This window comes from Streptomyces sp. NPDC107538, assembly GCF_055657445.1.
This window is the reverse complement of sequence record NZ_JBVKAY010000008.1, coordinates 140762-163474: the sequence shown is the minus strand read 5'-3', so window position 1 is coordinate 163474 and position 22713 is coordinate 140762. Positions and strand designations below refer to the sequence as shown.

Below are 22713 nucleotides of genomic sequence, written 5' to 3'. Positions count from 1 at the left end.
TCACGCGTACGGGCTGTCGGCGCCCGCGGCGGCGGGGCGCGGTGCGCGGGCCGGGCAGCAGCCGACCGGGCACAGATGGTGGCTCGCGCCGAGGGCGCCGAGCGCGCAGGGGGTCACGTCCCGGCCCTGCTCGGTGGCGGCGCGCTCCAGGACGAGGTCGCGGATCGCGGCGGCGAACCGGGGGTCGGCGCCCACGGTGGCCGAGCGGCGGACCGGCAGGCCCAGCTCCTCGCCCTTGGCCATGGCCTCGGTGTCGAGGTCGTACAAGACCTCCATGTGGTCCGAGACGAAGCCGATGGGTGCCATCACGACGGCCGGGACGCCGGCCTCGTGCCGCTCCTGAAGGTGGTCGCAGATGTCGGGCTCCAGCCAGGGGATGTGCGGGGCGCCGGAACGGGACTGGTAGACGAGCTGCCAGGGGTGCTCGACACCGGTCCGCTCGCGCACGGCGTCGGCGATGAGCCGCGCGACGTCCAGGTGCTCCGCGACGTACGCGCCGCCGTCGCCGTGGTCCTCGACCGGGCCGGAGGTGTCCGCCGAGGCGTTCGGGATGGAGTGGGTGCAGAAGGCGAGGTGCGCGCCGTCGCGGACGTCCTCGGGGAGGTCGGCGAGCGACTCCAGGACGCCGTCGATCATGGGCTCCAGGAAGCCCGGGTGGTTGAAGTAGTGCCGGATCCTGTCGATCCTCGGCGGCTCCAGGCCCTCGGCCTCCAGGGCGGCGAGCGAGTCGGCGAGGTTCTCGCGGTACTGGCGGCAGCCCGAGTACGAGGCGTACGCGCTGGTGGTGAGGACCAGGACGCGGCGGCGGCCGTCGGCGACCATCTCGCGCAGGGTGTCGGTCAGGTAGGGCGCCCAGTTGCGGTTGCCCCAGTAGACCGGCAGGTCCAGGCCGTGCTCGGCGAAGTCCTTGCGGAGGGCGTCGAGCAGGGCGCGGTTCTGGTCGTTGATGGGACTGACCCCGCCGAACAGGAAGTAGTGCTGACCGACTTCCTTGAGGCGTTCCTTGGGGATGCCGCGCCCCCGCGTCACGTTCTCCAGGAACGGGACCACGTCGTCCGGGCCCTCCGGGCCGCCGAACGAGAGCAGGAGCAGGGCGTCGTAGGGGGTGGCGTCGTGCGCGTGTGGCATGTCGTCGATCCTGCCACTCGGCACCGACGGACGGGATCCCGGCCCACGCCCGAGGATGACTCGGGGTGACCTGACCCGTAAGCTGTATCGACCGCCTTCGCACCTTACGAGGAATCAGTTCCTCCTCTTACCGGACCGACCGGAGCCCCCGTGCCCAGCCCCTACACCGCCCTGTTCGCCGCCCCCGGCACCAAGGGCTTCACCGCCGCGGGCCTCCTCGGCCGGATGCCGCTGTCGATGATGGGCATCGGCGTGGTCACGATGATCTCCCAGCTCACCGGGCGGTACGGCCTGGCCGGCGCGCTCTCGGCGACCATCGCCCTGTCCGCCGCCGTGCTCGGCCCGCAGATCTCGCGCCTGGTGGATCAGTACGGACAGCGGCGGGTGCTGCGCCCGGCGACGCTGGTCGCCCTGTCGGCCGCCGCGGGGCTGCTGTTCGCCGCGCACTACGGCTGGCCGGACTGGGTGCTGTACCTCTGCTCGGCCGGCATCGGCTGTGTGCCGAGTCTCGGGGCGATGACCCGCGCGCGGTGGGCGGCCCTCTACCGGGACACCCCGCAGCTGCACACCGCGTACTCCTTCGAGTCGGTCATCGACGAGGTCTGCTTCATCTTCGGGCCGATCATCTCCATCGGGCTGTCCACCGCGTGGTTCCCGGAGGCCGGTCCGCTGCTCGCCGCCTGCTTCCTCGCCGCGGGTGTCTTCTGGCTGACCGCCCAGCGCGCCACCGAGCCGGCGCCGCACCCGCGCGCGCGGCACGACAAGGGCCGATCGGCGCTGCGCTCGCCCGGCCTTCAGGTCCTGGTGGCCACCTTCGTGGCGACCGGGGCGATCTTCGGGGCGGTCGACGTGGTCACCGTGGCCTTCGCCGAGGAGCGGGGTCACAAGGCCGCCGCGAGCGTCGTGCTGGCCCTCTACGCGGCCGGTTCGTGCGCCGCGGGCATCGCCTTCGGGCTGCTGCGCTTCGCCGGGGCCGCCGAACGCCGGTGGCTGCTGGGCGTATGCGGCATGGCCGTGAGTATGATCCCCCTCCTACTGGTCGGAAACTTGCCGTTTCTGGCCGTGGCGCTCTTCGTGGCGGGACTGTCCATCGCACCCACGATGATCACGACGATGTCCTTGATCGAAGAGCACGTACCACGCACGCAACTGACCGAGGGCATGACCTGGGTGGGCACCGGGCTCGCGGTCGGCGTCGCGCTCGGCTCCTCGGTCTCCGGCTGGGTGATCGACGCGGCCGGGGCGAAGGCGGGGTACGTGGTTCCGGCGGCCTCCGGAGCCGTCGCGGTCGCGGTCGGTTTCCTCGGGTACCGCCGGCTGCGCAGGCCGGCTCCAAGGCGGGGAGGGCCCCATGAGCACCACAGTGATCGGCAAGAGCGGCACGTGGCGTAACTGGGCGGGGAACGTCACCGCCCGGCCCGTACGGGAGGTCACCCCGGCCACCGTCGAGGAACTCGCCGCCGCCGTACGGCAGGCCGCCGAGGACGACCTCCGGGTGAAGGCGGTCGGCACCGGCCACTCCTTCACGGCCGCCGCCGCGACCGACGGTGTATTGATCCGCCCTCAACTGTTGACCGGTATACGCAAGATCGACCGTGAGGCCATGACCGTCACGGTGGCCGCCGGCACCCCGCTCAAGAGACTCAACATGGCTCTCGCGCGCGAGGGGCTGTCGCTCACGAACATGGGCGACATCATGGAGCAGACGGTCTCGGGGGCGACCAGCACCGGAACGCACGGCACCGGCCGTGACTCGGCCTCGATAGCCGCCCAGATCCGCGGACTCGAACTGGTCACCGCCGACGGCTCGATCCTCACCTGCTCCGCGACGGAGAACCCCGACGTGTTCGCGGCGGCCCGCGTCGGCATCGGCGCCCTCGGCATCGTCACCGCGATCACCTTCGCGGTGGAGCCGATCTTCCTGCTCACGGCGCGCGAGGAACCGATGCCGTTCGAGCGGGTGCTGGCCGAGTTCGACGAACTGCACGCCGAGAACGAGCACTTCGAGTTCTACTGGTTCCCGCACACCGGCAACACCAACACCAAGCGCAACAACCGCAGTGCGGGCCCCGAGAAGCCGGTACCACAGCTGAACAGCTGGTTCGAGGACGAGTTCCTCTCCAACGGCGTCTTCCAGGTGGCCAACTGGGTCGGCCAGGCGGTCCCCGCCACCATCCCGACGATCGCCCAGATCTCCAGCCGCGCCCTGTCCTCGCGGACCTACACCGACATCCCCTACAAGGTCTTCACTTCTCCGCGCCGAGTGCGGTTCGTGGAGATGGAGTTCGCCGTTCCGCGTGAGGCCCTGGTGGACACGCTGCGTGAACTCAAGGCGATGGTCGACCGTTCGAAGCTGCGCGTCAGCTTCCCCGTCGAGGTGCGCACCGCACCGGCCGACGACATCACGCTCTCCACCGCCTCCGGCCGCGAGAGCGCCTACATCGCCGTGCACATGTTCAAAGGCACGCCCTATCAGGCGTACTTCACCGCCGCCGAGCGGATCTTCACCGCGCACGAGGGACGGCCGCACTGGGGCAAGGTGCACACCCGGGACACGGACTACTTCGCCAAGGTCTACCCCCGCTTCGGCGAGTTCACCGCGCTGCGTGACCGGCTCGACCCCGAACGGCGGTTCCAGAACGACTACTTGCGCCGGGTGCTCGGGGCGTAGCCGGGCGGGCGTTTGTCGATGATCGTGTGAAGCGGGTCCCTCCCGCGGTCACGAAAAGGTCTGTTCCGGCGGCGGATCGACGTCTCCCATGAGAAGTTGAGCGGCGTGCCGATCCACGCAAGTGGCCCGAATGGAGTACTGTTGCGAGCCCTGGGTCCGGACTCCCGCCAGGGTGTCCGGGGCCTTCCAGGACCACCGGGAGGGGGATCGTTGCACAGGGTGATGAGGTTCGTCACTTAGCGTTGCGAATTGATAACCGTGCCATAACGGCAGCCTCGGGCTCACGCCCGACACGCCGGGCAACTCGGCAAGGTTGTGGCAGGCTGCACCCGGGCAGGCCACACTCGACTAGCGGAACACTCGACTAGCGGAAGCAGCGACGCACGTGACGTCGGCAGGCACCACCCGGGAGGTCCCCATGCCCGAACTGCGTGTCGTGGCCGTCTCCAATGACGGCACACGGCTGGTGCTGAAGGCTGCCGATTCCACGGAGTACACGCTGCCGATCGACGAACGGCTGCGTGCCGCCGTGCGCGGCGACCGTCCTCGCCTCGGTCAGATCGAGATCGAGGTGGAGAGCCATCTCCGCCCCCGTGACATCCAGGCGCGTATACGCGCGGGTGCCACGGCCGAGGAGGTCGCGCAGCTCGCCGGCATCCCCGTCGACCGGGTCCGCCGGTTCGAGGGCCCCGTCCTGGCCGAGCGCGCCTTCATGGCCGAGCGGGCCCGCAAGACCCCGGTCCGCCGCCCCGGCGAGAACGCCGCGGGGCCCCAGCTCGGCGAAGCCGTCCAGGAGCGGCTGCTGCTGCGCGGCGCCGAGAAGGACACCGTCCAGTGGGACTCGTGGCGCCGCGACGACGGCACCTGGGAAGTCCTGTTGGTCTACCTGGTCGCGGGCGAACCGCACTCGGCGAGCTGGACGTACGACCCGCCCCGGCGGCTCGTCCAGGCCGTCGACGACGAGGCGCGCTCGCTGATCGGTGAGTCCGACGACCTCGGGACGCCCGAGCCCAGCTTCCCGTTCGTGCCGAGGATCGCGCGGCTGCCCCGTGACCGCCCCCTGGACCGCCAGGCGGAACGTCCCGCCCTGCCGTCCCCGCCCCCCGAGCCCGACGAGGACCTGGTGAGCGAGCGCGACTCGCTCACCAGCATCCTGGAGGCCGTGCCCAGCTACCGGGGCGACCTGGTGGTGCCCGAACTGCCCTCCGTGGAACCGCAGGAGGAGGCCGCCTCCGTCGAGGAGGTGGCGGAGGAGGAGTCCGCGGCCCCCGCGGCCTCGGCCGGCTCCGCCTATGCGGATGTCCTCATGCCACGGTCGGTCAACGGCCACCGCGACCGGCTCATCGGTGCCACCGACCGCCAGGCCGAGGCCGACGGCGTCCGGCCGGGCCGACGTGCGGCGGTGCCCAGCTGGGACGAGATCGTGTTCGGCACGAGACGCAAGAAGCAGGAGTAGCGGGCGTACGGCGGTGGGGAGTTGGAACGGTCGCTCGTCAAGCAGATCCGTTTCTCTCGGGTAGTCCCTGTGGTTCTTGTAGCTCCTGTGGTTCTTGTAGTTCCTGTGGTTCTTGTAGTTCCTGTCGGTTGCAGGATCGGTCATTCATACGTGCACGGGGCCCGCGTCGTTCAGACGCGGGCCCCGGCATGCCGTCAGCGCCGGATCACTGCGGGTCGGGCCCCGTGGCCACCGGTCGGCTGCCGTCCCGGGACCACTCCGACCACGAGCCCACGTACAGGGCCGCCGGGATGCCCGCGACGGCCAGCGCCAGCACCTGGTGGGCTCCGGAGACGCCGGAGCCGCAGTAGACGCCGACCTCGGACTCGGCGGTGGCGCCGAGTCCCTTGAAGCGGTCGGCGAGTTCGGCGGCGGTCCGGAAGCGGCCGGATCCGGCCACGTTCTCCGTGGTCGGCGCCGACACCGCGCCCGGGATGTGCCCGCCGACCGGGTCGATGGGCTCCACATCGCCCCGGTAGCGCTCGGCGGCCCGTGCGTCCAGGAGGAGGCCGGTACGGGCCAGCGCGGCGGCGCCGTCCGCGTCGAGCAGCGGCAGCGCGCCGGGCACGGGCTCGAAGGTGCCGGGCACGGGCTCCGGGACCTCGGCCGTCAACGGGCCCTCCCAGGCGGCCAGACCGCCGTCCAGGACCCGGACCGAGGGGTGCCCGGCCCAACGGAGCAGCCACCACGCGCGCGCCGCCGCCCAGTTGAGGCCGCCGTCGTACACGACGACGGGGCGGTCGGCCGAGACACCGGCCGCCCTCATCGCCGCAGCGAAGGCGTCGGTGTCGGGCAGCGGGTGGCGGCCGCCGGAGCCCGCCGGGCCGGCGAGTTCGGCGTCCAGGTCGACGAAGACCGCTCCCGGGATGTGTGCCTTCTCGTACTCGGGGCGCAGATTCGGGCCGCCCAACTGCCAACGGACGTCCAGGAGGACCGGCGGGCGGACTCCCGCCAGCTCGTGTCCGAGGTCGGGGGCCGAGATGATGGCGTTCATGGCCCCATCCTCGCGCACAGGGTGGCCGCGTCGCCCGGGTCGGGCTACTCTGCCCGCCGGGCGGTGCCGATCACGAGGCGTACGGGGTCGGGCACATGCCGTACAACCGATGGACACCGCACGGCAGTGACACGGCAAGCGACCGGTACCGGCGAGCCCGGCATCCTCGCGTACGTACGCGTCGCGCGGCGGTGCGGCGTGGGCCCGTGGCGCTACGGGTGGTGCGAGCATCGGCACGGGGCGTGATCGCGCGTGGACGCGGTACACGCGTACGGAGGGCGGACGGACACGGCCACCGCGAGGGGCCGAGGAGAGAGTGACGATGACCGAGGCACGGGGGTCGACCGGCCGGCACGGTGGGGCGTATCCACCGGGCACACCCTGCTGGGTGAGCCTGATGGTGCACGGGATGGCCACGACCCAGGACTTCTACGGGGCGCTGTTCGGCTGGGAGTTCCAGCCGGGTCCCCAGCAGCTCGGCCCGTACGTGCGGGCGCTGCTCGACGGGCGCCAGGTGGCGGGCATCGGCCAGCTGCCGCCCGACCGCCACCTCCCCATCGCCTGGACGCCGTACTTCGCCTCGGCCGACGCGGACCAGACGGCGGAGACGGTACGGCACTGCGGCGGCACCGTCGGCGTGGGTCCGCTGGACGCCGGTGAGGCGGGCCGGCTGGCGATCGCCTCCGACCCCGCGGGGGCCGTGTTCGGCATCTGGCAGGCGGCGGAGCATCTCGGCGCGGACATCACGGGCGTCCCCGGCACCCCGGCGTGGGACGAACTGCTCACCGTGGACAGCTCGCTGGTCGCCAAGTTCTACGAGACGGCCTTCGGCTTCGAGGAGGAGCCGGTGGTCTCGGACGACCTCGACTACGTCACCCTCCGCATCGAGGGCCGTCCCGTCGCCGGTATCCACGGGGTCGGCACCGCCCTCCCCCGCGACCGCGGCCCCCACTGGCTGACCTACTTCGAGGTGGCCGACCCCGACGAGGCCGCCAACCGTGTCATCGAACTCGGCGGACACGTCCTGAAACCCACCCATGACACCCCGCACGGCCCCGTGGCCTCGCTCGCCGACCCGGAGGGGGCGAAGTTCGCGGTGGTGCGCACGGAACGCTGAAGCCGGTGAGTGGGCGTTCACACGGCCGGGTGATCCCCGGCGCGGACCCGGGTGTTCCGGTCAGACCGTCTCGACCGGCAGGACGTCCGGGGAGAGGGTGCCCGCGCGGGCCGTGGCGGCCGTCCTGCGGCGGCGGTGGTGACGGCGGCAGAGGACCTCGTAGCCGATGTCGTCGGGCTGGTTGACGTCGCCGACGACGACCTGGGCGCCCTCGACCACCATCTGACCGCCTATGGTGCGGGCGTTGTGCGTGGCGCGGGCACCGCACCAGCACAGGGCCTCGACCTGGAGGACCTCGACGCGGTCGGCCAGTTCGACCAGACGCTGGGAGCCGGGAAAGAGCTTGGAGCGGAAGTCGGTCGTGATGCCGAAGGCGTAGACGTCGAGGCTCAGGTCGTCCACGACACGGGCGAGTTGGTCGATCTGCTCGGGGGCGAGGAACTGGGCCTCGTCGGCGATCACGTAGTCCGCGCGGCGGCCCTGGGAGAGGTGGTCGACGAGGTACGCGTAGAGGTCCTGGCCGTCCTCGACCTCCACGGCGTCGGTCACCAGGCCGAGCCGCGACGACAGTTTGCCCTCGCCCGCGCGGTCGTCACGCGTGAAGATCATGCCCTGGAGGCCGCGTGCCGAACGGTTGTGCTCTATCTGGAGGGCCAGCGTCGACTTCCCGCAGTCCATGGTTCCGGAGAAGAACACCAGCTCGGGCATGGTGGGTTGAGCACCTTTCGGCAAGAGATCCAAGGTCTGTGGTCGCGCTTCAGGAGCGTACTTCGAGGAGCGGGACCAGCTGCTCCACGGGGGTCATCGAGCCGTGGTTGCCGACCATCGCCGACTCCTTGGGCTCCCGCTCGGAGGCGATGATCAGGACGTCGTCACGGGCGGCCGCGACGACGTCGCCGATGCGGGCGTACACCCGCTCGTCGATGTGCGGGCCGAACCAGCCCGCCGCGATCGCCTCGTCGCGCGAGGCGATCCAGAACTGCTCGCCCAGCACCTCGCGCCAGCAGGTCAGGACGTCCGACTCGGCGCCCGGTACGGCGTACACATGGCGGGCGCGGCCCTCGCCGCCCAGCAGGGCGACCCCGGCGCGCAGCTCCCAGTCCTCGTCGAAGTCGATGCGGTGCTGTTCGTCGAACGGGATGTCGATCATGCCGTGGTCGGCGGTGACGTACAGCGCGGTGCGCGGCGGGAGTTGCTCGGCGAGGCGCTGGACCAGCCGGTCGACGTGCATGAGCTGGCCGCGCCAGGCGTCCGAGTCGACACCGAAGCGGTGCCCCGCGCCGTCCAGCTCGGAGTAGTAGGTGTAGATCAACGCGCGGTCGCCGGCCGCCAGTTGCTCGGCGGCCACGTCCATGCGGTCCTCGCCGGAGAGGCGGCCGTGGAAGGTGCCGCCGCTCAGCGCGATCTGGGTGAGGGGCGTGTTCTGGAAGGCCGGGGCGGTGACCTGGGCGGTGTGCACGCCGGCCCGGTCGGCGAGCTGGAAGATCGTGGGGTACGGCTGCCACACGCGCGGGGACGTCCACGGCTGCCAGCGGAGCTGGTTCATCAGCCCCCCGGTCCCCGGGTCGCGGACCGTGTAGCCGGGCAGTCCGTGCGCGCCCGGGGGCAGGCCGGTGCCCACGGAGGCGAGGGAGGTGGCGGTGGTGGCGGGGTAGCCCGCGGTGATGGGGCGACCGGTGCCGCCGCGCGAGGACGCCAGCAGCGCGGTCAGGTAGGGCGCCTCGTCGGGGTGGGCCCTCAGCTGCTCCCAGCCCAGGCCGTCGACCAGGAACACACAGGCCCGGTCGGCCGCCGTCAGCTCCGGTATCGACGCGGTCGTTCCGGGGACGCCCATGCCCGCCGCGAGGGTGGGCAGGAGGTCGGCGAGCGAGCCGGTGCCGTACTCGGGGACGGGGGCGGAGCCGACGGCTAGGGGTTCCGGGTGGTCCCAGGTGGGCAGCGCCATCAGCGGGCGGTGTCCGCGGTCGCCTCGGAGAGCGACTGGGCGAAGGCGAGGGCCTGGCGCACGGTCTCCGGGCCGTCCCCGGCCTCGCTGACCCGCAGGCTGAGGTCGTCCGCCGTCGAGCTGCCCGTGTACCCGTGGTCCGCCTCGCAGTTGGGGTCACCGCAGGCGGCGGGCTCCAGGTCGATACGGGAGACGGCGCCCCAGCCGATGGTCAGGACGACCTCGCGGGGCAGGGTGCCCGGCGCGTACGACTCCGGGTTGGCGACGACCCGGCTGAGCACGACCGAGGAGATCCGGCCGATCTTCACCGACTCGGTCGACGTCGTGGCGTACGGCGTCGGGGAGGTGCTGTCCGCGGCCTGCTCGTCGGTGTGGCTCACGATGAAGCGGTTGGCCGTGAGGACGAGGACGGTGACATGGCGCCGTACCTCGTTCGCGTCGAACGTCGTCTCCTGATGGACCAGGTACGACTTGATGGCCTCGCCGCCGACAGCGGCCTCCACCGCCTCGGCCACGAGGGCCGGGTAGTAGCCGCTGCGCTCGATCGCCGCACGCAGCCCCTGGGTCGTCGTACTGGTCTTGGCCATGACGTCCATCCTACGGTGGCGCACTGACTGCGAGGGACCGCTCTGCCGTCTCTGTTCTGTCGTGGACGGTTCAATGCGCGGGCCTGTGCGCCGCCCGTGGGGGGTGCGTGCGCCGTCTCCGGCGGTCCGGGAGCGGCGCCCTCAGTACACCGGGAGCGTCCGCGGGCCGAGGTCGTCCCGCACGGGCGGGCGCGCGAGCCGGACGGTGGCGCCGAGGACACTCAGGCCGTGCTGAGCGACGACGACGGGTTCCAGGGAGACCGCCACGACCTCGGGGTGGTCGTCGACCAGCCGGGAGACCCGCAGCAGCAGCTCCTCCAGTGCCCCCGTGTCGACGGGGGCGGAGCCCCGCCAGCCGAAGAGGAGCGGTGCCGTCCGGATCGACCTGACCAGCGAGGCCACGTCCCGCTCGGTGGCCGGGATCAGGCGGTGCGCCATGTCCCCGAGCAGCTGCGACGCGGGTCCGGCGAGCCCGAACGAGAGCACCGCTCCGGCCGCCGGGTCCACCACGGTCCGTACGATCGTGTCGACCCCGCGCGGGGCCATGCCCTGGACGACCGGACGCAGTTCATCCGGCCCGCCGAACAGCTCCGTCAACTCCGTGTACGCCCGCCGCAGTTGCTCCTCGTCCGCCAGGTCGAGCCGTACGCCGCCCAGGTCGGCGCGGTGCCGCAGGTGCGGGGCGGTCGTCTTGAGCGCGACGGGGTAGCCGATGGCCTCCGCCGCGCTCGCCGCCTCGTCGGGGGTGGGCGCGGGCCGTGCCTGGCGGAGCCCGATGCCGTACCGCGCGAGCAGCGTGCCCGTCTCCTCCGCCCCGAGCATGAGCCCTTCGCCCCTGGTCAGGAGCGCGTCGATCTGCTCCGCCGCTCCCTTCTCGTCAATGTCCTCGAACTCCGGCACGCGCCCCGGCTCCGCCGCCTCCCGCCGCCACTGGGCGTAGCGCACGGCTTCGGAGAGGGCGCGGACGGCTCGTTCGGCGGCGGGGTAGGCGGGGATGAGGTGCGCTTCGGAGGAGGGCGCGGGCGGGACGTCCGCCGTGTCGTGCGCCTCGGTGGGCGGTCGTTCCGGTGCCGTGCGACCTGCCTGTGGTGCCGTGCTGGCCGCGGCCGACAACGCCTCCGCCAAGCCGCCCAGCTCGACGTGCACCACGAGCACCGGTTTCGACGGCGTCCCCGCGGCAGCGCTCCGCAGCGCCTCCGCCAGCGCAGCGTCCCCGGGCGACGTCTCCCCCAGCGCCGGTATCGCCGTCACCACCACCGCGTCGCACGAGTCGTCGGCGAGGGCCCGCGACAGCGCCGCGTGGAAGTCCCGCGCCGAGGCCCCGGTCGTCAGGTCCAGCGGCGGCAGCGGTCGCAGCCCCTCGGAGAGGCACGCGTCGTACGTCAGCATGCCGAGCGACTCGGAGTTCCCGAGGATCGCCACCCGGGGTCCGGCCGGCAGCGGCTGCCGGGCCAGCAGCAGCCCCGCGTCGACCAGTTCGGTGATCGTGTCGACCCGGATCACCCCGGCCTGGCGCAGCAGCGCGGACACGGTGGTGTGGGGCAGTTGGGTGGCGCGCACGGCGTGCCCCAGGGGCGCGGAGCCGTGGCGCGCCCCCTGCACCACCACGAGCGGCTTGACCGCCGCCGTGCGCCGGGCGAGGCGGGTGAACTTGCGCGGGTTGCCGATGGACTCCAGATACATGAGGACGACATCGGTGTGCGGGTCCTCGTACCAGTACTGCAGGACGTCGTTCCCGGAGACGTCCGCGCGGTTGCCGGACGACACGAAGGTGGAGACGCCCGTGACGCCGGTGACCCCTCCCCCGCGCCGGTGCAGCCGGGACAGCAGCGCGATACCGATGGCGCCGGACTGGGCGAAGAGGCCGATGCGCCCGGGGCGGGGCACCTCGGGGGCGAGCGAGGCGTTGAGCCGTACGTCGGCGGCGGTGTTGATGATCCCGAAGGCGTTCGGCCCGATGATGCGCATGCCGTAGGTGCGGGCCTGGCGCACCAGTTCGCGCTGGCGCTCGCGCCCGTCGGGGCCGCTCTCGGCGTACCCGGCGGAGACGACCACCAGTCCCTGCACGCCGTGTTCCCCGCACTCGGCGACGACCTCGGGGACGTGGGCGGCCGGGACGGCGACGACCGCGAGGTCGACGGGGCCCTCGATGTCGGTGACGGACCGGTGTGCGGGCACCCCGTCGAGATCCTTCTCGTCCTCCCCGAGGGCCCTGTTCACCGCGTACAGCCGCCCGGTGAAGCCGGCGTCCCGGAGGTTGGCGAGCAGGCCGCGGCCCACTCCGCCCGGCGTGCGCCCGGCGCCGACGACGGCGACCGAGCCGGGGGCGAGCAGCCGCTGCACGGATCTGGCCTCGGCCCGCTGCTCCCGGGCGCGCTGCACGGCGAGGGAGCGGTCGGTGGGCTCCAGGTCGAACTCCAGGCGGACGACGCCGTCCTCGAAGCTGCGTTTCTGCTGGTACCCGGCGTCGGTGAACACCTTGATCATCTTGGTGTTGGCGGGGAGCACCTCGGCGGCGAAGCGTCTGATGCCGCGTTCGCGGGCGACGGCGGCGATGTGTTCGAGGAGGGCCGAGGCGACGCCGCGGCCCTGGTGGGCGTCCTGGACGAGGAAGGCGACCTCGGCCTCGTCGGCGGGGGCGGACGCGGCCATGCCGTCGGCGCCGATGCGGTCGTAGCGTACGGTGGCGATGAACTCGCCGCCGACCGTGGCGGCGAGCCCCACCCGGTCCACGAAGTCGTGGTGCGTGAAGCGGTGGACGTCCTTGGCGGACAGGCGAGGGTACGGCGCGAAGAAGCGGTAGTACTTCGACTCGTCCGAGACCTGCTCGTAGAAGCTGACAAGACGCTCGGCGTCATCGACGGTGATGGGCCTGATGCGTGCGGTGCCGCCGTCGCGCAGCACCACGTCGGCCTCCCAGTGGGCGGGGTACTCGTGCCGGTCCGGCGAGGTCTGCATGGGCCCCAGAGTACGGCTCGCGTACGCATGCGGCGCGGGCCAGTCTGGGGAGGCACAACAGAAGCACGACACAAGCGCGACAGCCGGTTCGTGGTCAGGCCGTGGGCCCGTTCCGGTACGTCGCCCCATATGGGAAACTGGTCTAGACAACCCGGTCTAGACCTCTCTGCAGCACCCGAGACACCTGAAGGGCAGCATCAACATGGCTGAGCGCCGCGTCAACGTCGGCTGGGCCGAGGGCCTCCACGCCCGCCCCGCATCCATCTTCGTCCGGGCCACCACGGCCTCCGGTATCCCCGTGACGATCGCCAAGGCCGACGGGAACCCCGTCAACGCGGCCTCCATGCTGGCGGTCCTGGGCCTCGGCGCCCAGGGCGGCGAGGAGATCGTGCTCGCCTCCGACGCCGAGGGCGCGGACATCGCGCTCGACCGTCTGGCCAAGCTCGTCGCCGAGGGGCTCGAAGAACTCCCCGAGACGGTCTGACCGACCGGGCGACCGCAACGGGTGACCGCGGCGGAAAGGCCTGAAAAGCCTCCCACACACATCACCCGCACAAACGCCGAAGGGCTCGTCCGTTTTATCGGGCGAGCCCTTCGCATTTACGTCCTGATTCCGTTCTGCGGGCAGCAGAAATAATGCCCCACGGAATTCTTCCCTCTTTGTATACGGCTTCCGTGTTAATGCCGCAGGCTCGGCATGTTTACGGGGTGTTGCGAAGTCCTCACACGGTCCGGGCGTTCCGTCCCGGCGGCCCCGGCCGGAAATCGGAGCCGGTGCGCGGCGGTGGCGCGCTCGGTGTGCAGGGAGGTGATCGTCCGGGCCCGGTCGCTGTCGCCGCGTGCGACGGCGTCCACGATGCCGCCGTGCTCCGCCCAGGACTCCACGGGGTCGGCGGGCGCCTCGACCGCGTACATCCAGGCGATCTTGTGCCGCAGCTGGGCGAGTGTCGAGGTCAGGGCGGGGCTGCCGGACGCCTGTGCGAGCGTTTCATGGAACCAGCCGCCCAGGGAGCGCAGATCGTCGCTGGTGCCCCTCCTGGCCCGCTCCTGGCCCAGTCTGACCAGGCCGCGCAACACCTTGAGGTGCGCCTCCGTGCGCCGCTGGGCGGCGCGGGCGGCACCGAGCGGCTCCAGCAGCATGCGCATCTCCAGCAGGTCCGCGGCCTCCTGCTCGGTCGGCTCGGCGACGCACGCGCCCGCGTGCCGGCGGGTCACCACGAACCCCTCGGCCTCCAGGGTGCGCAGCGCCTCGCGCACGGGGACCCGGCTGACGCCGTACCGGCGGGCGAGCAGTTCCTCGGTGAGACGGCTGCCGCGCTCGTAGACACCCGCGACGATGTCATCCCGGATCGCCGTGCATACCGAGTGCGCCGGAATACGCATGACCGACCTCCGTCTTAATCCCCGTGAAACGTCGATAGTTGACGTGTGTTCCAGCGACTCTATTGCAGCGAGCCGGAATTTCCGATGGCGGGCCGGAATCCAGGGATATTTTTTGGACAGGAGGTACGTCACGTCACCACAGGTACGCACAACGAGGAAAGCCCCGGCTCGATGAGCCGGGGCCTCCTCAAAGCGGTGGGTCCGTCAGACGTTCACACCGTGCGAGCGCAGATACGCGACGGGGTCGATGTCCGAGCCGTACTCGGCGGTCGTCCGGGCCTCGAAGTGCAGGTGCGGGCCGGTGACGTTGCCGGTCGCCCCGGAGAGGCCGATCTGCTGGCCGGGCGTGACCGTCTGGCCGACGGAGACGCCGATGGACGACAGGTGGCCGTACTGGGTGTACGTGCCGTCAACCATCTTGATCACGATGTTGTTGCCGTACGCACCGCCCCAGCCCGCCTCGACGACGGTGCCGGAGCCGACCGCGAGGACGGTGGTGCCGGACGCGGCGTGGAAGTCGACACCGGTGTGGCTGCCGGAGGACCAGACGGCGCCGCCGGCCTTGTAGCCGGTGGAGATGTAGGAGCCGCTGATGGGCGAGACATAGGTGTTCAGGCGCTCGCGCTCGGCCGCGCGGGCGGCACGGGCCTTGATCTCCTCGCGCTCCTTGGCGGCGGCACGTTCCTGCTCGGCCTTCTCGGCGGCGGCCTTGCGGGCCTCCTCCTGCGCCTTCTTCTTGACGGCGGCCACCTCGGCGGCCTGCTCCTGGGCGGCGGCCTGTGCGTCGACCTGATCGGCGACCGTGTCGCCGAGGGTGATGATCTGGTTCAGGCCGGTCTGCTCGACGGCGGGCTCCTCCGCGGCGAGCGCGGGTCCGGCCAGGGTCCCGAAGACACCGGTGGTGGTGAGAGCGGCGACGCCCACGTTCCTCGTGGTCGTGCGCTGTACACGGCCGGGACGGCGGTGCTTCCCGGGGGCGCGGGTGAACGCCATGAAGTGGCTGGTCCTTTCCTTCCCTCTCGCCTACCGGGTTAGCTGACGGGTTCGGAGCAGGAAGGTCTCCTACGGCTGCCCCCCGTTTCGCGTGGCTCGCGAAGGGCACCCGATTCACCCCAGGGACTTCGGTGGGTCCCCGGCTCCCCTGGCTCGCGCCATACGGGGACTCGGCGATGACTGTCCGGTGCCGCGGCTGCGGCGAACATCTGACGAACAGCCGGACCGACGCTAAGTGGGCCGTCTTCGAAATAACAAACGGATCACAGGATTTGTTAACTACGCCACAGGTCAGACACGCAACCTCCGCCATCAATACGGACAAACATGGGCCCTGGTGACTCTTCAGTCACCAGGGCCTCACGCGCGTGCGCCGTTCCGTCCGGTTTCTCCTCGGCTTCCGCCCTGCCTCTACTCGGCCTCTACTCGGCGGGTACGACGGTGACTTCGCCGATTCCGAGGGCCCTGACCGGCTCCTCGATCTGCGCGGCGTCCCCGACGAGGACGGTCACCAGACGGTCCACCGGGAAGGCGCTCACGGCGGCCGCGGTGGCCTCCACGGTGCCGGTGGCGGCGAGTTGGCGGTACAGCGTCGACTGGTAGTCGTCCGGCAGGTACTGCTCGACCTGGTCGGCCAGCGTGCTCGCCACGGCCGCGGCCGTCTCGAACTTGAGGGGGGCGACCCCGACCAGGTTCTGTACGGCGACGTCGCGTTCGGCGTCGGTCAGCCCCTCGGCGGCCAGGGTGCGCAGGACCGTCCACAGGTCGTCGAGCGCCGGACCGGTGTTCGGGGTGTCCACGGAGCCGCTGATGGCGAGCATGGCGACACCGGAGCCGTCGGGCGCGGAGCGCAGCACCTGGCCGAACGCGCGCACCCCGTAGGTGTAGCCCTTCTCCTCGCGCAGCACGCGGTCCAGCCGGGACGTGAGGGTGCCGCCGAGGCAGTAGGTGCCGAGTACCTGGGCCGGCCACACCCGGTCGTGGCGGTCGGCGCCCACCCGGCCGATGAGCAACTGCGTCTGCACGGAGCCCGGACGGTCCACGATGATCACGCGGCCGGTGTCGTCGGCGGTCACCGACGGCACGGCGCTCGGCTTGGCCGGGGAGCCCGTCCACGCGCCCAGGGTGTCGCCGAGCAGCGCGTCGAGGTCGACGCCGGTGAGGTCGCCGACGATCACGGCGGTGGCCGTCGCGGGGCGTACATGCCGCTCGTAGAAGGCGCGTACGGCCGCGGAGTCGATGCCCTCGACGGTCTCCTCGGTGCCCTGGCGGGGCCGCGACATCCGGGAGGCGGCCGGGAACAGCTGCCGGGAGAGCTCCTTGGCGGCCCTGCGGCCGGGGCTGGCGGTCTCGTGCGGGATCTCGTCGAGCCGGTTGGCCACCAGCCGCTCGATCTCGCTGTCGTCGAACGCGGGGGCCCGCAGGGCGTCGGCGAGCAGCCCGAGGGCCTTCTCCAGCCGCGACACGGGCACTTCGAGGGACAGGCGTACGCCGGGGTGGTCGGCGTGCGAGTCGAGGGTGGCGCCGCAGCGCTCCAGCTCGGCGGCGAACTCCTCGGCCGAGTGCTTGTCGGTGCCCTCGGAGAACGCCCTGGTCATGATGGTGGCGACACCGTCGAGACCGGCCAGCTCGGCGTCCAGGGGCGCGTCGAGGACGACCTCGACGGCGACGACCTGCTGGCCGGGGCGGTGGCAGCGCAGCACGGTCAGGCCGTTGTCCAGGGTGCCGCGCTCGGGCGCCGGGAACGCCCAGGGGCGGGCGTCGCCGGCCTGGGGCTGCGGGTGGAAGTCCATGGTCGCGAGCTCGGTCACTTCGCCGACTCCTCGGTCTCGTCGGTGGTTTCGGCGGCCTCGGCCGCGACGCCTTCCTCTTCGGCGTCCTCTTCGGCGGCGACGGGCTCGTACACGAGCACCGCGCGGTTGTCGGGCCGCAGGCGGGCCTTGGCGATCTCCTGGACCTCGTCGGCCGTCACCTCCAGGACGCGGTCGACGGCGGTCAGGGCGAGCTTCGGGTCACCGAACAGGACCGCGAACCGGCACAGTTCGTCGGCGCGGCCGGCGACCGTGCCGAGCCGGTCCAGCCACTCGCGCTCCAACTGGGCCTGGGCGCGCTCCATCTCCTCCGCCGTGGGACCCTCGGCGGCGAACCGGGCGAGTTCCTCGTCGACGGCGGCCTCGATCACGGGGACCTCGACGTCGCCGGAGGTCTTCACGTCCATCCAGGCCATGGAGGGCGCCTTGGCCAGCCGCAGCAGGCCGAATCCGGCCGTGACGGCGGTGCGGTCACGGCGGACGAGCCGGTTGTACAGGCGGGACGACTCGCCGCCGCCGAGGATCGTGAGCGCCAGGTCGGCGGCGTCGCACGCGCGCGTGCCGTCCTCCGGCAGCCGGTAGGCGGCCATCAACGCGCGCGCGGGGACGTTCTCCTCGACGACCTCGCGCAGCTGCTCGCCCATGATGTCGGGCAGGGCGCCGTCGCGGGGCACGGGCTTGCCGTCGTAGGAGGGGATGGAGCCGAAGTACTTCTCGACCCAGGCGAAGGTCTGCTCCGGGTCGATGTCGCCGACGATCGACAGGACGGCGTTGTTGGGCGCGTAGTACGTCCGGAAGAACTGCTGGGCGTCCTCCAGGCTGGCCGCCTCCAGGTCGTCCATGGAGCCGATCGGCGTGTGCCGGTAGGGGTGGCCTTCCGGGTAGGCCAGGCGGAAGATCTTCTCGAAGGCGGTGCCGTAGGGGACGTTGTCGTACCGCTGGCGGCGCTCGTTCTTGACCACGGCCCGCTGGTTGTCCAGGTTCTTCTGGTCGAGCGCGAGCAGCAGGCTGCCCATGCGGTCGGCCTCCAGCCACAGCGCCAGCTCCAGCTGGTGGGTGGGCATGGTCTCGAAGTAGTTGGTGCGCTCCCAGCTGGTGGTGCCGTTCAGCGAACCGCCCGCGCCCTGGACCAGCTCGAAGTGGCCGTTGTCCTTGACCTGGCCCGAGCCCTGGAACATCAGGTGCTCGAAGAGGTGGGCGAGGCCCGTGCGGCCCTGGACCTCGTGGCGCGAACCGACGTCGTACCAGAGGCACACCGCGGCGACCGGGGTCAGGTGGTCCTCGGAGAGCACCACCCGCAGGCCGTTGTCCAGCTGGCGCTCCCTCACTGTCAGGCCTTCGGAGCCGGCCTCGGCTGTGGCCGTGTGACCCATGGGCGGTACGTCCCTTCGATCGCTGTGCTGTGGTCGTCGCTGTGCTGTCGTCGTCGCCGTGCTGTGGTCGCGGAATCCGTGGTCGTGTCCGTCGTGGGATCGTCGCGGAAACCGCTGTTCTCCTGCCGGTCCCGCCACTGTATGCAAGCGCGCGGACCCCTGGAGAAGTTCCCGGGGCGCGTACGCCGAGAGCGAGACCGGGGTTGCCACCCGCGGTCTCTGGTTAAGGTCGGCGCACGCTGTTGACGCGGCGGCCCGGAAGGGCGTGCCCGGCGGTCGGCGCCGGGTCGTGTCGGGCTTGTCAGTGCGGCAGTCCACAATGGTGCGCGTCAGATCCCATTCACGTCTCGGTGACAGTGGACCGCCAGACGTGAGCGCCCCGTAGGTGAGCGACCAGAAAAAGAGGAGCCGGCAGCGATGGCCCGCCGCAGCACGAAGACCCCGCCGCCCGACGACGCGTTCGAGGAGCGGATCCTCGACATCGACGTCGTCGACGAGATGCAGGGCTCCTTCCTGGAGTACGCGTACTCGGTCATCTACTCCCGAGCCCTGCCGGACGCCCGTGACGGTCTGAAGCCGGTGCACCGCCGGATCGTCTACCAGATGAACGAGATGGGCCTGCGCCCCGACCGCGGCTATGTGAAGTGCGCCCGCGTCGTCGGCGAGGTCATGGGCAAGCTGCACCCGCACGGCGACTCCTCGATCTACGACGCCCTGGTGCGCCTCGCCCAGCCCTTCTCCATGCGGCTCCCGCTGGTCGACGGCCACGGCAACTTCGGCTCGCTGGGCAACGACGACCCGCCGGCCGCCATGCGGTACACCGAGTGCCGGATGGCCGACGCGACGAGCCTGATGACGGAGTCGATCGAGGAGAACACGGTCGACTTCGCGCCCAACTACGACGGCCAGGAGCAGGAACCGGTGGCGTTGCCCGCCGCCTTCCCGAACCTGCTGGTCAACGGCGCGTCCGGGATCGCCGTCGGTATGGCCACCAACATGCCGCCGCACAACCTGGGCGAGGTCATCGCGGCCGCCCGCCATCTGATCCGGTACCCGAACGCCGACCTGGACACGCTGATGAAGCACGTCCCGGGCCCCGACCTCCCGACCGGCGGCCGGATCGTCGGGCTCTCCGGCGTCAGGGACGCGTACGAGACGGGCCGCGGCACCTTCAAGATCCGTGCCACGGTGGCGGTCGAGACCGTGACGGCCCGCCGCAAGGGTCTCGTCGTCACCGAACTGCCGTTCACCGTCGGCCCGGAGAAGGTGATCGCCAAGATCAAGGACCTGGTCGGCGCGAAGAAGCTGCAGGGCATCGCCGACGTCAAGGATCTCACCGACCGCGCGCACGGCCTGCGCCTGGTCATCGAGATCAAGAACGGCTTCGTGCCGGAGGCCGTCCTGGAGCAGCTCTACAAGCTGACGCCGATGGAGGAGTCCTTCGGCATCAACAACGTGGCCCTGGTGGACGGCCAGCCGCTCACCCTGGGCCTCAAGGAGCTGCTGGAGGTCTACCTCGACCACCGCTTCGAGGTCGTCCGCCGCCGCTCGGAGTTCCGCCGCGGCAAGAAGCGCGACCGGCTTCACCTGGTCGAGGGCCTGCTCACCGCGCTGGTGGACATCGACGAGGTCATCCGTCTGATCCGCTCCAGCGACAACTCCGCGCAGGCCAAGGAGCGCCTGATCGAGCGCTTCTCCCTGTCGGACATCCAGACGCAGTACATCCTCGACACCCCGCTGCGCCGCCTCACCCGGTTCGACCGCATCGAGCTGGAGTCCGAGAAGGACCGGCTGAGCGCCGAGATCGCCGAGCTGACCCGCATCCTGGAGTCGGACGCGGAGCTGCGCAAGCTGGTCTCCGGCGAACTCGCCGCGGTGGCCAAGAAGTTCGGCACCGAGCGCCGTACGGTGCTGCTGGAGTCCTCGGGCACCCAGGTGGCCGCGGTCCCGCTCCAGGTCGCGGACGACCCGTGCCGGGTGCTGCTGTCGTCGACGGGTCTGCTGGCCCGTACGGCGAACGGCGAGCCCTTCGCGGCGGACGAGGACGGCAAGCGCGCCAAGCACGACGTCATCGTCTCGGCGGTCCCGGCGACGGCCCGGGGCGAGGTGGGCGCGGTGACCTCCACCGGCCGTCTGCTGCGCCTGAACGTGGTCGATCTGCCGCAGCTGCCGGACACCTCGGCGGCGCCCAACCTGTCGGGCGGCGCACCGCTCACGGAGTTCCTGTCCCTCCAGGACGACGAGACGGTCATCTGTCTGATGACGCTCGACGAGTCGTCGCCGGGGCTCGCGATCGGCACCGAGCAGGGTGTCGTCAAGCGCGTGGTCCCCGACTACCCGTCCAACAAGGAGGAGTTGGAGGTCATCACGCTCAAGGAGGGCGACCGGATCGTCGGCGCCGTCGAGCTGCGCACCGGTGAGGAGGACCTGGTCTTCATCACGGACGACGCCCAACTGCTGCGTTACCAGGCCTCCCAGGTCCGCCCGCAGGGCCGCCCGGCCGGCGGTATGGCCGGCATCAAGCTCGTCGAGGGCGCGAAGGTGATCTCGTTCACGGCCATCGACCCGGCCGCGGACGCGGTGGTGTTCACCGTCGCCGGTTCGCGGGGCACCCTGGACGACTCCGTGCAGACCACGGCCAAGCTCACGCCGTTCGACCAGTACCCCCGCAAGGGACGCGCCACGGGCGGCGTCCGCTGCCAGCGGTTCCTCAAGGGCGAGGACTGCCTCTCCATCGCCTGGGCGGGGCCCGTCCCGGCCCGTGCCGCGCAGAAGAACGGCACCCCGGCCGACCTCCCTGAGATGGACCCGCGCCGCGACGGTTCGGGCGTGTCCCTGGGCAAGACGGTGTCGTCGGTGGCAGGGCCGGTGTGAGTGGCGCCGGTGGCGGGGCCGGTGTGAGGCCGAGGCTTCAGACGCCGTCGTAGGAGGAGTCGGGTTCGTAGGCGGCCTCGGGTTCGTCGGCCTCCGCCTCCCGGACATAGCGCAGGACGCCCCACATGCCGTGCTCGTCGGCGTGCGGGGCGTCCTTTTCGCCCTTGCACGCCTCCAACTCCTTGGTCAGGGCCGGGGCGTCGATCCCGGCGCCGATGAGCACCAGCTGACTGAGACGGCTCTCCCCACCGCTTCCGTCATGGTCCGGCCAGGGCTCGGGATAGAACCGGAGGAACCGCCCGACGGCGTGCACGGCGTAGCGGTTGCGCGGGTCGTACGGCCCGAAGTCGACGTACCCCTTGATGCGGTAGAGCCCGTCGGCCCGCCCGTCCAGGAACTCCATGAGCCGCCGGGGGTCGAGCGGCACCTCGGAGACGAAGGAGACGCTGTCGTAGCCGGTGTGCAGATGCCCGGTGTGACCGTCTGTCTCGTGATGCCCGTCGTGGTCGTGGTGGTGGAGGTCGTCGAAGGAGAGCTGTCCGATGCGCTCCTCGGAGGGCCGGCAGTCGAAGAGGAACTCGGGGTCGACGCGCCCGTAGGTGGCGGGCACGACGGCGGCGCCTTCGCCGAGGGACCGGACGAGCTTCAGCACCCCCTCCCCGTCCTCGGCCCGGTCGAGCTTGTTGACGACGACGAGGTCGGCGATGGCCAGATGCCGGTCGATCTCGGGATGCCGCTGCCGGGTCTCCGGGAACTCGGCGGCGTCCACGACCTCGACGAGCCCGCCGTACACCACCCGGGGATTCTCACTGGCGAGCACCATCCGCACGAGTTCCTGCGGCTCGGCGAGCCCGCTGGCCTCGATGACGATGACGTCGATCCCGGCGGCGGGCTCGGCGAGCCGCTCCAGATAGACGTCCAGCTCACTGGCGTCGACGGCACAGCACAGACACCCGTTGCCCAGCGACACGGTGGAGTCCCCGAGCGCGCCCGCCACGGCCATCGCGTCGATCTCGATCGCCCCGAAGTCATTGACGACGGCACCGATCCGGCTGCCGCCGCTGCGATGGAGAAGGTGGTTGAGCAGGGTGGTCTTGCCGGAACCGAGGAACCCGGCGAGGACGACGACGGGGATCTGCGGCGAACCCTGCGCGACAGCACCCGGATGCGAACTCGACGACTGGCTCAACACGCGCCCTCTCTCCCACCGTTGCGTGCGCCGGCTCGCGGTCGGTCACCGCACGAGGCCGGCCCATGGACCGGCTCCCACCGGAACGCCGCGGCTCTCGTACGTTCCTTGAATGCCGCCCCAGGATACGAGCGAGGGCGATCACCCCGCGGAGCCCACGATTGTCAGCGGCGCCCGAGGGGCACACGATGGGCA

Annotated in this window: 17 protein-coding genes and 1 riboswitch; of the genes, 6 read left to right on the top strand and 11 right to left on the bottom strand. The window is 71.4% G+C overall.

The window, feature by feature from the left end; genetic code table 11:
• Positions 1 to 1128: a ferrochelatase gene (locus tag ACZ7MG_RS27710; protein ID WP_471384763.1), complete on the bottom strand. Its 1128-nt coding sequence runs from the start codon at positions 1126 to 1128 to the stop codon at positions 1 to 3.
• A 150-nt stretch (positions 1129 to 1278) separates the two neighbouring features.
• Between ACZ7MG_RS27710 and ACZ7MG_RS27705 the strand changes: the two genes are divergently transcribed.
• From ACZ7MG_RS27705 to sepH, 3 genes are all read left to right on the top strand, one after another.
• Positions 1279 to 2520 (top strand): MFS transporter, encoded by a 1242-nt coding sequence (locus tag ACZ7MG_RS27705; protein WP_471384764.1) that lies wholly within the window; start codon positions 1279 to 1281, stop codon positions 2518 to 2520.
• Positions 2480 to 3799 carry a D-arabinono-1,4-lactone oxidase gene (locus tag ACZ7MG_RS27700; RefSeq protein ID WP_471384765.1) on the top strand — a complete coding sequence of 440 codons (1320 nt, stop codon included), beginning with the start codon at positions 2480 to 2482 and terminating at the stop codon, positions 3797 to 3799. Before ACZ7MG_RS27705 ends, ACZ7MG_RS27700 begins: the two co-directional genes overlap by 41 nt.
• 418 nt (positions 3800 to 4217) lie before the next feature.
• Entirely contained in the window at positions 4218 to 5255 is a 1038-nt protein-coding gene (sepH, locus tag ACZ7MG_RS27695) for a septation protein SepH (protein WP_471384766.1), read from the top strand.
• Between the two features lie 205 nt (positions 5256 to 5460).
• Here the strand turns inward: sepH and ACZ7MG_RS27690 are convergent, their stop codons facing one another.
• Positions 5461 to 6288 (bottom strand): sulfurtransferase, encoded by an 828-nt coding sequence (locus tag ACZ7MG_RS27690; RefSeq protein ID WP_471384767.1) that lies wholly within the window; start codon positions 6286 to 6288, stop codon positions 5461 to 5463.
• Positions 6289 to 6610: 322 nt separating this feature from the next.
• Here ACZ7MG_RS27690 and ACZ7MG_RS27685 point away from each other — a divergent pair, with 322 nt between their 5' ends.
• Positions 6611 to 7405, top strand: coding sequence for a VOC family protein (locus tag ACZ7MG_RS27685; RefSeq protein WP_471384768.1), 795 nt, complete (start codon positions 6611 to 6613; stop codon positions 7403 to 7405).
• Between the two features lie 60 nt (positions 7406 to 7465).
• Here ACZ7MG_RS27685 and ACZ7MG_RS27680 read toward each other — a convergent pair whose 3' ends face one another.
• The 4 genes from ACZ7MG_RS27680 to ACZ7MG_RS27665 all read right to left on the bottom strand — a co-directional run bounded on the left by ACZ7MG_RS27680 (position 7466) and on the right by ACZ7MG_RS27665 (position 12895).
• On the bottom strand, positions 7466 to 8113 hold the full coding sequence (locus ACZ7MG_RS27680; protein ID WP_471384769.1) for a thymidine kinase: 648 nt from the start codon (positions 8111 to 8113) through the stop codon (positions 7466 to 7468).
• A gap of 49 nt (positions 8114 to 8162) precedes the next feature.
• Positions 8163 to 9350 (bottom strand): alkaline phosphatase family protein, encoded by a 1188-nt coding sequence (locus tag ACZ7MG_RS27675; RefSeq protein WP_471384771.1) that lies wholly within the window; start codon positions 9348 to 9350, stop codon positions 8163 to 8165.
• Positions 9350 to 9937, bottom strand: coding sequence for a DUF5998 family protein (locus ACZ7MG_RS27670; protein WP_469076245.1), 588 nt, complete (start codon positions 9935 to 9937; stop codon positions 9350 to 9352). The genes ACZ7MG_RS27675 and ACZ7MG_RS27670 overlap by 1 nt, the downstream gene beginning before the upstream one ends.
• Before the next feature lie 141 nt (positions 9938 to 10078).
• Positions 10079 to 12895 (bottom strand): bifunctional acetate--CoA ligase family protein/GNAT family N-acetyltransferase, encoded by a 2817-nt coding sequence (locus ACZ7MG_RS27665; RefSeq protein WP_471384773.1) that lies wholly within the window; start codon positions 12893 to 12895, stop codon positions 10079 to 10081.
• A 202-nt stretch (positions 12896 to 13097) separates the two neighbouring features.
• Here ACZ7MG_RS27665 and ACZ7MG_RS27660 point away from each other — a divergent pair, with 202 nt between their 5' ends.
• Positions 13098 to 13379: an HPr family phosphocarrier protein gene (locus tag ACZ7MG_RS27660; RefSeq protein ID WP_451275152.1), complete on the top strand. Its 282-nt coding sequence runs from the start codon at positions 13098 to 13100 to the stop codon at positions 13377 to 13379.
• 194 nt (positions 13380 to 13573) lie between these two features.
• Here the strand turns inward: ACZ7MG_RS27660 and ACZ7MG_RS27655 are convergent, their stop codons facing one another.
• The 4 genes from ACZ7MG_RS27655 to ACZ7MG_RS27640 form a co-directional block, all read right to left on the bottom strand.
• The gene (locus ACZ7MG_RS27655; protein WP_471384775.1) at positions 13574 to 14278 is read right to left on the bottom strand and encodes a GntR family transcriptional regulator; all 705 of its coding nucleotides are present in this window, start codon (positions 14276 to 14278) and stop codon (positions 13574 to 13576) included.
• Between the two features lie 204 nt (positions 14279 to 14482).
• Positions 14483 to 15271: a M23 family metallopeptidase gene (locus ACZ7MG_RS27650; protein ID WP_471384776.1), complete on the bottom strand. Its 789-nt coding sequence runs from the start codon at positions 15269 to 15271 to the stop codon at positions 14483 to 14485.
• Between the two features lie 12 nt (positions 15272 to 15283).
• Positions 15284 to 15457: riboswitch (cyclic di-AMP (ydaO/yuaA leader) on the bottom strand.
• Positions 15458 to 15693: 236 nt separating this feature from the next.
• Complete coding sequence (locus tag ACZ7MG_RS27645) at positions 15694 to 17082, bottom strand: M16 family metallopeptidase (protein ID WP_471384777.1); 1389 nt, start codon at positions 17080 to 17082, stop codon at positions 15694 to 15696.
• Positions 17079 to 18455, bottom strand: a complete 1377-nt coding sequence (locus ACZ7MG_RS27640) for a M16 family metallopeptidase (protein ID WP_471384778.1) — start codon at positions 18453 to 18455, stop codon at positions 17079 to 17081. Before ACZ7MG_RS27640 ends, ACZ7MG_RS27645 begins: the two co-directional genes overlap by 4 nt.
• Before the next feature lie 417 nt (positions 18456 to 18872).
• Between ACZ7MG_RS27640 and ACZ7MG_RS27635 the strand changes: the two genes are divergently transcribed.
• Positions 18873 to 21329, top strand: coding sequence for a DNA gyrase/topoisomerase IV subunit A (locus ACZ7MG_RS27635; protein WP_471384779.1), 2457 nt, complete (start codon positions 18873 to 18875; stop codon positions 21327 to 21329).
• Positions 21330 to 21366: 37 nt separating this feature from the next.
• Here ACZ7MG_RS27635 and ACZ7MG_RS27630 read toward each other — a convergent pair whose 3' ends face one another.
• Entirely contained in the window at positions 21367 to 22521 is a 1155-nt protein-coding gene (locus tag ACZ7MG_RS27630; RefSeq protein WP_471384780.1) for a CobW family GTP-binding protein, read from the bottom strand.
• Between the last annotated feature and the right edge of the window lie 192 nt (positions 22522 to 22713).

What these genes read in the sequence shown, in the direction of transcription:
- ACZ7MG_RS27710 (WP_471384763.1), bottom strand. Translation starts at nt 1,128, where the DNA reads ATGCCACACGCGCACGACGCCACCCCCTACGACGCCCTGCTCCTGCTC.
- ACZ7MG_RS27700 (WP_471384765.1), top strand. Translation starts at nt 2,480, where the DNA reads ATGAGCACCACAGTGATCGGCAAGAGCGGCACGTGGCGTAACTGGGCG.
- sepH (WP_471384766.1), top strand. Translation starts at nt 4,218, where the DNA reads ATGCCCGAACTGCGTGTCGTGGCCGTCTCCAATGACGGCACACGGCTG.
- ACZ7MG_RS27690 (WP_471384767.1), bottom strand. Translation starts at nt 6,288, where the DNA reads ATGAACGCCATCATCTCGGCCCCCGACCTCGGACACGAGCTGGCGGGA.
- ACZ7MG_RS27685 (WP_471384768.1), top strand. Translation starts at nt 6,611, where the DNA reads ATGACCGAGGCACGGGGGTCGACCGGCCGGCACGGTGGGGCGTATCCA.
- ACZ7MG_RS27680 (WP_471384769.1), bottom strand. Translation starts at nt 8,113, where the DNA reads ATGCCCGAGCTGGTGTTCTTCTCCGGAACCATGGACTGCGGGAAGTCG.
- ACZ7MG_RS27675 (WP_471384771.1), bottom strand. Translation starts at nt 9,350, where the DNA reads ATGGCGCTGCCCACCTGGGACCACCCGGAACCCCTAGCCGTCGGCTCC.
- ACZ7MG_RS27670 (WP_469076245.1), bottom strand. Translation starts at nt 9,937, where the DNA reads ATGGCCAAGACCAGTACGACGACCCAGGGGCTGCGTGCGGCGATCGAG.
- ACZ7MG_RS27665 (WP_471384773.1), bottom strand. Translation starts at nt 12,895, where the DNA reads ATGCAGACCTCGCCGGACCGGCACGAGTACCCCGCCCACTGGGAGGCC.
- ACZ7MG_RS27660 (WP_451275152.1), top strand. Translation starts at nt 13,098, where the DNA reads ATGGCTGAGCGCCGCGTCAACGTCGGCTGGGCCGAGGGCCTCCACGCC.
- ACZ7MG_RS27655 (WP_471384775.1), bottom strand. Translation starts at nt 14,278, where the DNA reads ATGCGTATTCCGGCGCACTCGGTATGCACGGCGATCCGGGATGACATC.
- ACZ7MG_RS27650 (WP_471384776.1), bottom strand. Translation starts at nt 15,271, where the DNA reads ATGGCGTTCACCCGCGCCCCCGGGAAGCACCGCCGTCCCGGCCGTGTA.
- ACZ7MG_RS27640 (WP_471384778.1), bottom strand. Translation starts at nt 18,455, where the DNA reads ATGGGTCACACGGCCACAGCCGAGGCCGGCTCCGAAGGCCTGACAGTG.
- ACZ7MG_RS27635 (WP_471384779.1), top strand. Translation starts at nt 18,873, where the DNA reads ATGGCCCGCCGCAGCACGAAGACCCCGCCGCCCGACGACGCGTTCGAG.